Origin of the sequence: Bacillus sp. FSL P4-0334 (genome assembly GCF_038004825.1) — a bacterium.
GTDB classification, from domain to species: domain Bacteria; phylum Bacillota; class Bacilli; order Bacillales; family Bacillaceae; genus Bacillus; species Bacillus velezensis.
Genome location: NZ_JBBORX010000001.1, coordinates 1,584,681 through 1,597,279, shown reverse-complemented (window position 1 = coordinate 1,597,279; position 12,599 = coordinate 1,584,681). Strand labels below are relative to the sequence as shown.

General features: G+C 39.5%; 14 protein-coding genes and 1 pseudogene. 4 read left to right on the top strand and 11 right to left on the bottom strand.

The window, feature by feature from the left end:
* Positions 1-81 precede the first annotated feature (81 nt).
* The 4 genes from NSQ37_RS08260 to NSQ37_RS08245 form a co-directional block, all read right to left on the bottom strand.
* Positions 82-465: a hypothetical protein gene (locus NSQ37_RS08260; RefSeq protein ID WP_015239247.1), complete on the bottom strand. Its 384-nt coding sequence runs from the start codon at positions 463-465 to the stop codon at positions 82-84.
* Between the two features lie 109 nt (positions 466-574).
* Positions 575-1,624, bottom strand: coding sequence for a Cfr family 23S rRNA (adenine(2503)-C(8))-methyltransferase (locus tag NSQ37_RS08255; protein ID WP_043021452.1), 1,050 nt, complete (start codon positions 1,622-1,624; stop codon positions 575-577).
* Between the two features lie 151 nt (positions 1,625-1,775).
* Positions 1,776-1,979, bottom strand: coding sequence for a hypothetical protein (locus NSQ37_RS08250; protein ID WP_043021451.1), 204 nt, complete (start codon positions 1,977-1,979; stop codon positions 1,776-1,778).
* A gap of 143 nt (positions 1,980-2,122) precedes the next feature.
* Positions 2,123-2,917 carry a dihydrodipicolinate synthase family protein gene (locus NSQ37_RS08245; RefSeq protein ID WP_341123544.1) on the bottom strand — a complete coding sequence of 265 codons (795 nt, stop codon included), beginning with the start codon at positions 2,915-2,917 and terminating at the stop codon, positions 2,123-2,125.
* Between the two features lie 246 nt (positions 2,918-3,163).
* Here NSQ37_RS08245 and NSQ37_RS08240 point away from each other — a divergent pair, with 246 nt between their 5' ends.
* Entirely contained in the window at positions 3,164-3,691 is a 528-nt protein-coding gene (locus NSQ37_RS08240; protein ID WP_341123542.1) for a DinB family protein, read from the top strand.
* A gap of 273 nt (positions 3,692-3,964) precedes the next feature.
* Here the strand turns inward: NSQ37_RS08240 and NSQ37_RS08235 are convergent, their stop codons facing one another.
* Positions 3,965-4,498 carry a cupin domain-containing protein gene (locus NSQ37_RS08235; RefSeq protein ID WP_043021449.1) on the bottom strand — a complete coding sequence of 178 codons (534 nt, stop codon included), beginning with the start codon at positions 4,496-4,498 and terminating at the stop codon, positions 3,965-3,967.
* 271 nt (positions 4,499-4,769) lie between these two features.
* Here NSQ37_RS08235 and NSQ37_RS08230 point away from each other — a divergent pair, with 271 nt between their 5' ends.
* Positions 4,770-5,402 (top strand): hypothetical protein, encoded by a 633-nt coding sequence (locus tag NSQ37_RS08230; RefSeq protein WP_341123540.1) that lies wholly within the window; start codon positions 4,770-4,772, stop codon positions 5,400-5,402.
* A 98-nt stretch (positions 5,403-5,500) separates the two neighbouring features.
* Here the strand turns inward: NSQ37_RS08230 and NSQ37_RS08225 are convergent, their stop codons facing one another.
* Together NSQ37_RS08225 and NSQ37_RS08220 are read right to left on the bottom strand one after the other, a co-directional pair.
* Positions 5,501-6,538 (bottom strand): flavin-containing monooxygenase, encoded by a 1,038-nt coding sequence (locus tag NSQ37_RS08225; RefSeq protein WP_012116910.1) that lies wholly within the window; start codon positions 6,536-6,538, stop codon positions 5,501-5,503.
* Positions 6,539-6,600: 62 nt separating this feature from the next.
* A complete protein-coding gene (locus tag NSQ37_RS08220; protein ID WP_341123538.1) occupies positions 6,601-7,542 on the bottom strand; it encodes a cation diffusion facilitator family transporter in 942 nt (313 codons plus the stop codon).
* Between the two features lie 192 nt (positions 7,543-7,734).
* Here NSQ37_RS08220 and NSQ37_RS08215 point away from each other — a divergent pair, with 192 nt between their 5' ends.
* Positions 7,735-8,157 carry a VOC family protein gene (locus NSQ37_RS08215; RefSeq protein ID WP_012116908.1) on the top strand — a complete coding sequence of 141 codons (423 nt, stop codon included), beginning with the start codon at positions 7,735-7,737 and terminating at the stop codon, positions 8,155-8,157.
* 128 nt (positions 8,158-8,285) lie between these two features.
* Positions 8,286-9,436, top strand: a protein-coding gene (locus tag NSQ37_RS08210; RefSeq protein WP_094031235.1) for an IS3 family transposase whose coding sequence is annotated in 2 segments (ribosomal slippage) — positions 8,286-8,559 and positions 8,559-9,436 — 1,152 coding nt in all. Because the reading frame shifts where the segments join, the coding sequence is not laid out codon by codon here.
* 82 nt (positions 9,437-9,518) lie between these two features.
* Here the strand turns inward: NSQ37_RS08210 and NSQ37_RS08205 are convergent.
* From NSQ37_RS08205 to NSQ37_RS08190, 4 genes and pseudogenes are all read right to left on the bottom strand, one after another.
* Positions 9,519-10,865 carry an FAD-binding oxidoreductase gene (locus NSQ37_RS08205; protein ID WP_032873047.1) on the bottom strand — a complete coding sequence of 449 codons (1,347 nt, stop codon included), beginning with the start codon at positions 10,863-10,865 and terminating at the stop codon, positions 9,519-9,521.
* 401 nt (positions 10,866-11,266) lie between these two features.
* Positions 11,267-11,587, bottom strand: a complete 321-nt coding sequence (locus NSQ37_RS08200) for a hypothetical protein (RefSeq protein WP_015239237.1) — start codon at positions 11,585-11,587, stop codon at positions 11,267-11,269.
* A 285-nt stretch (positions 11,588-11,872) separates the two neighbouring features.
* A pseudogene (locus NSQ37_RS08195) lies at positions 11,873-12,057 on the bottom strand (hypothetical protein).
* Between the two features lie 164 nt (positions 12,058-12,221).
* The gene (locus NSQ37_RS08190; RefSeq protein WP_095352371.1) at positions 12,222-12,587 is read right to left on the bottom strand and encodes a cupin domain-containing protein; all 366 of its coding nucleotides are present in this window, start codon (positions 12,585-12,587) and stop codon (positions 12,222-12,224) included.
* Positions 12,588-12,599 lie beyond the last annotated feature (12 nt).

Genomic DNA, 12,599 nt, shown 5'->3' with positions numbered 1-12,599 from the left:
TCTTTTCTGCCGGAATTAAAAAACACCAAGGGTCTGTACACTTGGTGTTTTCAGGACGCGTGTTATTGTTGTCAAAACCGCTTACGAAAGCTTATTTGTGTTCTCTGTCCTGCCAACGAATAAGGTGACCGCAACACTCGCTGAACTGACCAAAGTCCCCAGAACGGCAGCAAGAATTGTCAAAAAGCCATTGGGAATCAGAAATCCAATCGGAATGAGCCCCGCAAACGTGAGGACGATAAAACATTGATAGACTCCGGATATGATTCTCACAACCAAACTGCCAAAAAAGGACATGACGAATGGAGGAATGAACAAACATAAGATGATTCCGAGTGAGATCAATAAAATCATAGGCTCGTCAAAAGAAATGACACGATCGCCGGGAGACTCTTCAGCAGCCGCGAATACAGCAAATATAGACATTATCAGCGTAAGAAAAACAAGAAAAAACCTTTTCAGCAACGTTATGACTCCTTTTTTTATAAAAACGGGTATCTTTTTTTCAATCACGATAACCATTTTATGCTATCAAATGAAATAATATGAAGTCAAACCGAGTTCTGCACCTGATTTATTGGTTCTTATTTTTTTGATAATTTCCATATAATTGTCCGCAAGCAGCATCTATATCAATGCCAAATTGACTTCTGACGGTCACGTTAATTCCTGCTGACTTTAATTTTTTATAGAAGTTTACAACTTGTTTCTCATTTACTTCTTCAAATCTCATAGGTGAACTAACAGTCGGGTTATATCTAATGATGTTTACATGGAACAAGTTCCCTCTCTTATATCTGCTTCTTAAAAGATTTACTACTTCATTCGCATGATCAATAGAATCATTAACTCTCGGCAGCATAATATAAGCAATATAAACTTTTCTTGAGGTCACACGTATATGCTCATCTAATGTGTCCATTACCTCCAATAACGGGAAGCGTTCATTAATCGGCATTAACTTGCTTCGCTGTTCATTAAAAGGAGAATGTAATGAAAACGTCAGGTTGACCTGAGGATAATCCTGAGTGATTTTTTTAATGCCCGGAATAATACCTATGGTCGAAATAGATAACCTGCGAGGGCTTAAAGCAAACAACTCCGGATTTGTAAGCACATGTAAAGCATCAAAAACTTGTACATTCGCTAATGCTTCTCCCATTCCCATAAAAGAAATACTGTCAATTGAATGTCCTTTTAAGTGAAAGTACAAAATTTGGTCAGTCATTTCATCTGACGTTAAATTGCGTTTTAAACCAATATCTCCTGTTGCACAAAATGTACAGCCGAAATGACAGCCGCACTGCGAGGATATACAAAATGACTCCCAACCGGCTTTATATTTCATATTAACCGTTTCTATTTTTTCGTCTCCTGAAATTTCAAATAAGACTTTTGTAACTTGCTCAGAATGCTGCACTTTTAAAGGAGCAATATTTAAAATTGACTCTCCGAACTCCTCTATTAACAATTTTCTCAAGGATTTAGGAAGAACCGTTATTTCATTGAAATGATTTATTCTCCCTTGGAATACAGCATTTTTGATTTGATTCATTCTAAAATCAGGAAATTTATTTTGCTTCAGGAACTCTTGGATTCTTATATACTTGTTTTTTTGTTGCATGTTTTCTCATCCTTCCATAATACTCTTGTTTGTTTGAGTAAATAGAAGGGAGTTATCAATCTAACCTTTTTTTAAAATCAGGCACAAAAAAACACCGACACAATTATCGGTGCTACGCTTAAATAACATCATGCACAAATAAACAAGGACATTATGTCATTTGATTATCGTTTATTTGACAAAGAGAAAAAGCACCGATAACTGTTTTTGTATGGTGATTTGGCTTAAAAAAGGACAGACTGCTCCCTTTGTCTGCCATGATGTTTCCAATTTTTGCATTTTTACCATACAAAATTCCATAAATCGTTATCATCGCTTTCACCTCTTTCTTGTCAATATTAGCAATAATCACCATATCATAAGGTTTCCCTTATGTAAAGCTAAACAAATGCTTACGCCCCCGCTAATGACAGTATTATATAACTTGCTTATTAAGCCTAATCCAAGTACAGAAAGCGCGCTGATCACATTTTTCACTTATCCGCGACGGAACATTTCTTATATAATGGGTGACCGGCAGCTGCCTGCTTGAATCCCAATCTTCTTATAGTGATTTTTTATATTCATGACAGTATGATGATTTGTCACTTCAGCAATCAGATCGTTTATTCGGTCCAGATTAATCGGTTTATTTTCTGATAAGCTGCTGAAGCTTTCTCTGATTTCTTCAGGATAGACATTTCCGGCCATGCTTGACAGGCCGTTACACCCGTTACTCATCATCTTCGGAAATTCAACGTCTCCTGCCGCAAACAAAATAAAGTGATCAGGGAACTCTGTTTGTTTATGACGCAGAACGTCTCCTCCTTCTTTCAGCCCCTTTATCCCGGGATGCCGGCTTATTAAGTCTTTAAGCGCTTTCTCACTCAGATTAAAACCGGTCCGGCCGGGGTTATTATAAAGCACAGCCTCTTTAGAGGTATGACTGAGAAGTTCGTCAACGTAATAAACGGCTTGCTGCTGTGTCGGTCTTATATAAGGAGGAAAACCAATCAGTACAGAATCAATATTGGTTTTCTCGATGTGTTTCATCAGTTTGACGGCATCACTGGTTCTTACGGCTGAAACACCGAACATCAGTTCAACATCTTCAAATTTTCGCTGATGAACATACTCAATGATCTGAAGACGCTCATCTATGCTGAGTGAATGCTGTTCACCAGTCGTACCGCATATGAGTAACGAATGGATACCGCTGTTTTTCAAATGTTCGACAATAGCATCAAATCCTTCTAAATATAAACTTTCATCTTCATGAAAAGGCGTAGGGATAGCAACATTAAAATTTCGCATGAGAATGTCCTCCAAGTACATATTCTTGAATATCTGCAGAGTATCATATAACACTATCTGACATTTAAAAAGGTACAGTTTCAGATAAACAAACATGTCAGATGTATAGGCCGACACACAAAAAAAGCAGGCAAAGAGAGCCTGCTTCATTACTTCATCCTCTAGCGATTCATTCCCTGGATGGCTTGACAAATATGAGTAATAAGACAAACTGAATATAAAAATTGTGCTAATGAGGTGGGGTTAATGATTTTAGATTTAAAAGGTGAAACGCACATGGATCATCTTGTGGGAATGCTGTATTCTGCCGTTAATGAAAATTACAGCCGCTTAATATCCATTGTGTCAGACATGTCACAGCAGGAGATCGCTTATAAAGGACCAAATCAAACATACAATAGTACAGCTCAGCTAATAAGACACTTAGCAAATGTTGATCTCAACTGGATATTCAGAATAAAGGGTGAACCGATACCAAAGCAGCTTGAAGAGAAGTATGGACCAATGTTAGATCAGAACAATAAGCTCCCTTTCATTTCCGGTGTTTCATTAGAACAAATTCTCACTGATTATGAAGAAGTATTCAGCATGTTTAAGTCTGTTTGTTATGAGTTAACTGACGATCAGCTGAATCATACAGTAGATTATGAAGCAGAAAAACAAGCAACCATTCAATGGGGAATATGGCATATGGCAGACCATAATAGATATCATCAAGCTCATATTCATCAGCTTCGCAAATGGTTTGAAGAGAAACAGAAACTTGGCAGTTAAAGCCGCTTATTAGGAGGAGCAAGGATAAATTTATTACAAATTCCCTGCGGATTGCCTATTTTCACTGACTGCCAATCAATTAAAATGTACAGACAAAAAACCACATTTGCTGTTGAAAAGTTGTGGAATAAAGCATCGCATCAACTGCACTATGACAAGCTGAAACGTTAATATTTTGTGTTTCAGCCATTCAATCGCTTTATTTAATGATGCTGTCCAAATACGATTTTTTCCTATAGTCTTTGCAGCAGTAAAGTCCTCTGGAATCCTATACTAATCTTCCGCAGCCGCTGCATCGGCCTTTGTCACATGAACCGTACCAAACGGATGGTTAGGAGGAGCATAAATTGAATACAGTTTTAACGGCGTATTACCCGTATTCACAACATTGTGCCAAGTGCCGGCAGGGACAACAATGGCAAAGTCATCATAGACATTTCTTTGGAAAGTTAAATGTTCCTTGCTCTTACCCATTTTAACGATCCCCCGGCCTTGCTCAATCCGTAAGAATTGATCTACGTGGGGGTGGATTTCCAAACCGATATCTTCTCCAATGCCGATACTCATTAAAGTAATTTGAAAATGTTTTCCCGTCCATAGAGCCGTACGGAATGTATTGTTTTGTTTTGCGGCTTTATTGATATTCACAACGAATGGTTTTGGTCCATAATCTTTCAAGAGAAGGTTTCTATCTTCGTATGAAGGATCATAGTTATTTGGAACAGTCCAATAAACAGATCTTCCATCGCTATACATCGGTACATTCACACAATAATAACATTGATGCGAAAAAGGTATATAATACATTTTTCATCCCCGCAATTTTAAATTTTTGTGATATTATCCTATGCTTTTGGTAATGAGAGTGTGCCACACTAAGAAATTCCCTTGTTCAGCCTAAAAGACTTAAGTTAGCAGAAACGTTTTGGCCACTAAATCCGTTTGCATAAAAAATACCAACTGAATATGCGCGGACTAAAATCGTTGCACTGATGGATAATTTAGGCACATGCCCTTATCAAAAACAATCTGGGTGCATATCCTGCTCCTAAAAGTCATTCATAAAGGGAGTTTAGATATGTATTATTATTATCCGTATTATGTATATGATTACAGACAGCAGCCTGATTTAAGTCAGGCAAACCTTAAAATGCGAAGCCATTTATCTGCGATTCAACAAATTCCAATACACTCATCCTCCTTTCAACAATCAATGGCTGCGGTAGTGAAACACTTGCAGGCTGTCAGCAGAGCACTCGCTCTGGGATGCGGTATGAGTTCAGAATTCAGATTTCTTCCAGACACTTGGGGATTACGAGAACTTCATATTGTACACGCGAAATATCTTACTCCGTTGAGCTATCACGTTTATTCCGCTTTAGGCGCAGCAGAGCTTCTCGCCTCCGGACAAGGCCGGGCTCCTCATTTTCCTCTTATGGTTGGCTGCATGAATTCAATACTTCGTCTATGGTCAAACTTCCCCGCAGCGATAGCAGACCTGAGAAGAGCAGCCGGTCACCAATACGAGTCATCTGTAGACGAGGCGGAAAATCTCCTAAGACCAATGGTTCCAGCCACACAACAGGCATTATCCATCAGTCAATTTGCAGTGAGTCCGGCTATTTGGCAGGCTTCCTTACGTGCCGCGCAGTTAGCTCGGGAAGTACGTCAGAATGTTGCACAATCAATGAGTCAGGGATCTTCTTATTAATTAAGCCAAAAGATTTTTTCGGCTTTACACAGTCACATAACCGTACTTATTCAACACAAAAAAGAGCAGTAAACACGTAAGTTACTGCTCTCCTCTGTCTATCCACCGTTCATTTGTTTTACAATGTATTCAGCATCATTTCCTACACCTTGAAGCAGCGCTGAACCTCGCCTATGCTGCCAAGGCAAACCAATAAAATACAATCCTTCCACAGCTGAAACACCCCGGTGATGTATAATTCGGCCTTCCTTATCCAAAACACCTTCTATTTTCATCCAACAAAGCGGATTCTTAAAACCAGTTGCCCAAATGATATTGTTTACTTCTAATGAAGATGAATCTTTAAAAATCATTTCATTTTGCTTTCCGGCTATGACTCTTTGTTTTAAGATGATCTTCTTCTGTCTTATTGCATGTTTTAATTCATACCCAAATATGGGGTCGCCTTTCTTCTGAATGAACTTGCCTAATATTGATGTATGACTTGCATGTAAAACTCCTAATTTATCAAACCACCAAAAGATGCTTCTTTTTCCAATCCATAAAGGGAAATAAACCGGTTTATTACTGCAAGCCAAATATGTAACTCTTTCTTTGGATAATTCAACAGCTATCTGAGCCCCGCTATTCCCGCCGCCGACTACCAGTACATTCCCAGGCGCCAGTTGTTTTGAATGTTTATATTGTGAAGAATGTAATTGATGAATATGATCGGCTACATCCCTTGATATTGATGGAATGTTAGGGGTATGAAAAGGACCTGCGGCCATCACAAGATTCTTCGTTTGATATTCTTCCCGGTTTGTTTTTATTAAGAAATAGTTCTTTAATTTTTGGACACTTATTACTTCTGTCCGTAATTGGATCGGGATTTCAAATCTTTCAACATATTTTTTCAGATAAGCAGCAATTTCATTTTTTGAAGGGAGTCCATGCTTGTCTCCTTCAAGCTGCATTCCAGGCAAAGAGCTGTACATTCGAGAAGTAAATAAAACCAATGAGTCATACCGGTTTTTCCAGCTTTCTCCTACTTCATGACTTTTATCCAAAATGATAAACTTTTGTTTCGACTTCTTTAGATAATATCCTACTGAGATTCCTGCCTGACCGGCTCCGATTACTATCGTGTCGTACATATGAATCCCCCCGCGGTTTTAGCTTAATTGTCAGAAGACAAAGTGAACCCCTATTTCCTTCTTTAATGATGATGATGGTCACGCGGAATCTCAGTTTGGGCCTGACAAAGAATCGTATTGTCGTGATTATGCGCTGCTGTTTCCATTTGAATGGTTACATGTGTAATGCCTTTATCTCCAAGTTCATGTTCAATTTTGCGTAAAATACTTTCGCTTTCTGAAATGGTCAGTTGATCGTTAACAACAACGTGGCAGGAAAGAGCATTCAATCCGCTTGTGATAGACCATATGTGCAAATCATGAATGCTTTGGATTCCTTCTGTCTCTTCAATTGTATGAATGATGTCAGTGACATCGATATTTTCCGGAGTTCCTTCCATTAATACGTGAATGGAGTCTTTCGTCACATGGTAACCGCTTCTCAGAACAAGAATAGCCACAATGACACTGGCCGCTGGATCTGCCCAGCTCCACCCGAAGAAGATGATAAGGATCGCAGCCAGTATGGCACCTACAGATCCGAGCATGTCACTTATCACATGTAAGTAAGCCCCTCTTATGTTCAGGTTATTCTTTGTATCTCCGCCGTTCAGCATAATCCAAGCGACCAATATATTCACCGCTAACCCGATAATACTAATCGTCAGCATGCCGGTTGTTGCTACCTCCGGCGGATGAGAGAAACGTTTGATTGCTTCATAAATGATGTAAAGGGAAATCAATATTAATGCAACACCGTTTATCACAGCTGCGAGAATCTCAAATCGTTTGTAGCCGAATGTTTTATGATGACTTGCCTTTTTTTCGGCCAATTTAAAAGCAATCAGAGCAACCATTAATGAGATCGAGTCACTCAGCATATGGCCTGCATCTGACAAAAGCGCTAAACTATTGGTTAAAAATCCGCCTATCGCTTCTATTATCATATAACCTGTAATCATGATAAAAGAGATCAATAAAACCTTCTTATTGGATCTGCCAGCGTGATTGTGATTGTGACCCATAAAAATCTCCTCCTTATCTCATACACTGCATTTATTATTTCTTTTCTGTTATGAAGCATTCTAACATGGACAAAAAAATAACCTTATATGATTATGTGCTCATATATGAATATATAGGTTCTTTACTGAAATGTCAAAATCTTTTCAATGAAAATTCCCGATACTTTATATTGCTCTTGATCAATGATTGCTATGAAGCCGCGGATTACAGTAATTACTTTAGGCGCAGACAATTTAGAAAAATCGCTTCACTTCTATCGAGATGGCTTGGGTCTGCCTACAGAGGGAATAGCCGGTACAGAATTTGAACATGATGCAGTTGCCTTTTTTGACTTACAAACAGGACTGAAACTTGCCATTTGGAACCGCAAAGACATCGCACATGAAACAAACGTTACGTTAACTGCGCCAAGCCCTGCAGAATTTACATTAGGACATAATGTTGGCAGTAAAGCTGAAGCCGATAAAGTCATGGAACAGGCAAAACAGGCAGGAGCAACGATAACTGATCCCGCTCATGATACTTTTTGGGGCGGATACGCCGGTCACTTCCAAGACCCCGATGGACACTTATGGGAAATCGTTTGGAATCCGCACTGGGATGCAATTGAATAACCAAATTTAGCAACAATAAAAACACACCTGAATGGGGACTGACCCCATAATATGAGACAAACAAAAAACACCTTCAAGTTTGAAAACGGATCGTTGTTATCCGAAATTAGACTTGGAGGTGTTTTTCTATGAGGGCAAGAGTGAGTTATCCGGTTGAAGTCAAACAGAAGGCTGTAGAAATGAGATTGGCGGGCGTGCCTGTGAAGGAGATCATGCAGGAATTGAATATAAAGAATAAGACGCAGGTGCAGACATGGGTCAGGTGGTATAAAGCTGGGGACACACATCGATTCGAACAACCTGTCGGAAAGCAATATTCTTATGGAAAAGGTCCAGAGTATTCTTCCGAATTAGAGAAACTGCAGGCAGAAAATCGTTATCTGAGACAACAGAATGAAGTGTTAAAAAAGTACAACGAATTGGAAAGGAAGCTGATAGCGAAACGCCAGTCGAGCTTGTAGAAGCATTGCGCAGCACAATGACCATAAAGGATATCTGTATTCATTTAGGTATCTCACGAGCATCTTATTATCGTTGGAAGAAGAATCTGATGAAAGATAACCCTAAATACCATTTAGAAAAACAAATCGGCACGTTGTGCCGAGAACACAAGTATCGATATGGCTATCGGAAAATCACAGCCATATTAAAAAAGGGAATGCGTATGAATCATAAAACGGTTCAGCGCATTATGCAGAAGAATCAGTGGCAATGCCGGGTTAAGGTGAAAAAGCGTAAGAAGAATGGGCAGCCATATGCCGTGGCCGAGAATATATTGGATCGGAACTTTCAGTCTGATCGCCCTCTGGAAAAGCTAGTAACGGATATCACATATTTGCCTTATGGGCAGAAACAATTGTATCTTTCCAGTATATTGGATTTATACAATGGAGAAGTGATTGCTTTTACGATTGGCGATAGACAGGACACAGACTTTGTCTTACACACACTTGATCAGCTGCCCGCACTGCCAGAGAACTGTGTGTTACATAGTGACCAAGGTTCTGTTTATACATCTTATGAGTATCAGAAAGCTGTTAAAACAAAAGGCATTACCATGAGCATGTCCCGCAAAGGGACGCCCGCTGATAATGCCTCCATCGAATCGTTTCATTCCTCACTAAAGTCTGAAACGTTCTACCTCGACAGGTTGGAAAGCACTACGACGACCATCGTAGAACAAACTGTCGAAACCTATATACACTATTATAACAACATTCGTATTCAAACGAAACTAAACAACCAGCCGCCGGTCACATACCGACAGCTGGCTGCTTAAAGGTGTTTTGATCCCTGTCTCAAAAACGGGGGTCAGTCCCATGTTCTGGTGTGTTTTTTATTTGTTTCCTAAAACGATCAAACTATTTATACGATGGCGGGATGCTTTGCGGAAAACGGAATACATTTTCGGGATCGTATTTCGCCTTTATTCTTTGAAGCCTTGCAAAGTTTGAGCCATAATATGCTTTTCCGAAGTTCTCGATATTTTGATCCGGAACATTCACATATGAACCTGTTACATATGGTTTCATCAGCTGACGCACTCTTTCAACTGATGCAAGATTCGAAGCTTCTTGTGATTTATTTTTCCAACTGGCCGTCCATTCCGTATAAAACAACGGACGGCGCCAATAGAAGGCTGTTTCACTGCTTGGAACTCTGCTTATCGCGCCGCCCCAATTGATAAAAAAGAAATTGGTTTCTGTCCCAGTCGCTTTTTCCAAAAATTGTCTCATTACTGCAATAGGTTCTTCCGGCCAAAGATTGAGCGCCCACGCCGAGGAGAATTTAACACTCTGATCAGATCTGCCGGGAATCGGTTCGTCAGGATCTAAGAAATCTATACAATCCGGGTAGTATAGTGTTTTGATTACTGTTTGTGCCGGTGTTCCGGCATTTAATAAAGGTTTTAATAATTGAACCAGCTCTGGTTTTGAACCGAGGAACAATCCTTCCACATGGCACAAGCCATTTACTTTGCTGTAAATCTCAAGATAGCATCCTAATCGTTCGTCTGTAAACGGCGCCCATTTTTGCCACGCTTTAAATACCGTTTCTAACTGTTCCCACGGCCAAATGATATTAAAGACGGTTGCGGTTTTAGGGGCACGGTGAACTTTGAATGTATATTGGGTGTTATATCCGAAATTGCCTCCCCCGCCGCCTCTGGAAGCCCACAGTAAATCTTCATTGCGGGATTGATTTGCTTGAATAATCCTGCCTTTGGCATCTACCATTTTCAGTGCGAGAAGGTTATCGCTTATCAGGCCGATCGATCGGGAAAGCACTCCAAATCCGCCTCCCATTGTGATTCCTCCGATTCCGACGGTTGGACTGTCTCCGAACGGGGCCATAAAACCTTCCCGAGCTAAACCTTTTACAAGCGGGCCGACGTGAATACCGGTTTGAACAGTTGCTACCGCGTTTTTTTCATCTAAGAAAACTTTATTCATGTCACTCACATCAATAACAATCCCATCACTTACCGTGGAAAGATTTTTATCCAGAGCATGGCGGCCGCTTCTGACACGCATAGGCACATTCTTCTCACGAGCCCATTTAATAGCATTACTTACATCGTATGAATTTTGGGCAAAAACAAAGACAAGCGGACAGACATCAACATAAGGGTTCCAATTCTTAACCGCCTGTGTATAGCCGGGGTCCCCTTTGAAGATGACGCGTCCTGTTAACTGTGCTGATCCCATCTATTTCACTCCCAATAAGCATTTGATTCCGATACCAGTATATGTAGGAATTGGACAAATTCTTAGACAGATGTTCTGCAAACTTAAAAATAGATACATATACGCGAAGATGATATAAAAACAAAAAAAAGACAAGAGCGGCAAGCTGCCGAAACTCTTGTCTCTCCTGCCTTTTTTATCATGATAGGCACTTACATTTATTGGCGTGATATCCCGACCAAACTATGGAAGTCCATAGAAAATTATGTTTGCCCTGCCATGCGTGGTTCTGCTGAGACACCGGCTGAGCAATCTTTCTGCTTGATCCCCCGACAAAGAATCTTATTCTTTATCGTTTTTGCACCCCTGTACGGTTAAAATCAATACACATTGAATCTTATCTTTCACATGATGAAAAGCTCTTATTTTTTCTTCTTGTGCTTACGTTTGCAATCCTGTTTTTTCTCTTTCTTATGACGTTTTTTACATTTCGCTTTTGCTGCTAATTTTGCCGCTTTTACCTTTGCTTCTGCTGCTAATTTTGCCGCTTCTGCTGCTCTGGCTCTTGCTTCTTCCGCTCTTGCTATTGCCTCTTCCGCTCTGGCTCTCGCTTCTGCTTCTCTTGCTGCTTCCGCTCTTGCTGCGTCGTCCGCCATATCAAAATCATGGCCTAGGTCACAGGCTTCGTTGTATGGCTTTTTCTTCTGAACGTACTGTTGATCTTCACCTTCGTTATAATACATTACGCCACTCCTTCTCTCATTTTTTAATCTTTACATACTATGTAAAGAAATAACTGCAGCTTGGACTGGTATTTTGATGAACCGGCACATTTTAGGATAACTTTCATTTATCGATACAACAGATTCTGGATGCTTGATGAAACTTAAATGTTTATGATAAGCAGCGTAAAAAGGGAGACTGCGAAAAAACCAAGGGGTTAAACCCTTGGTTTTTTTGTGAAAATGATAAAAAGGATGCTGCACGCTGCAGCATCCTTCTGTACCAACTTTTTGTGTTTTTGACTTTTAGTTTGCTTGCTGTGTTTGTTTTACTGGTTCTTTGCTAAAAAGTCCGACAACGTTCCACAAGATAATTGCAGCAGCTATGATTACACGAGTCGTACTGACTTCTTGGTTAGTAAACAATTTATAGCCATATACTGATCCCAATGCTGTTATGCAAAAATATTGAACCATTTACTCCAACGCAATTAGAAAACTCCTTATAAAATGATTACATTTCCAAACAATGTATTATAATATTAACAAAATTTTTCAACAATTAACCAAAAATCATTCTTAATTGGTTTTCCTGATCATTTTCTCTAATCGTCATTCGATCTTTCGGATTTTTTGATCGTTTTTTTGTTACAGGCTAGACCCAGACATCATTTTCAGCTGTTTGATCAGTTATTTTCTGCCCGGTATTCACAACACCTTTAGGTTCTACAAGCAAAATGTTACACTCTGATTCTGCATAAGGTTTATGTTCAACATTTTTCGGAATGACAAACATTTCACCTTCATTTAATGTTACTTCTCCATCACGAAATTCAATGATTAAATTACCCTTAATGACAATGAAGACTTCATCTGTTTCGTCATGCTTATGCCAAACAAAATCCCCTTGTACCTTAACAAGTTTAAATTGATAATCATTCATTTCAGCGATTACTTTTGGAGACCATTGATCTTGGAACGCAGCCAATTTCTCTTGAAAATTAATCGGTCTATATTCCATTCTTTCCCCTTC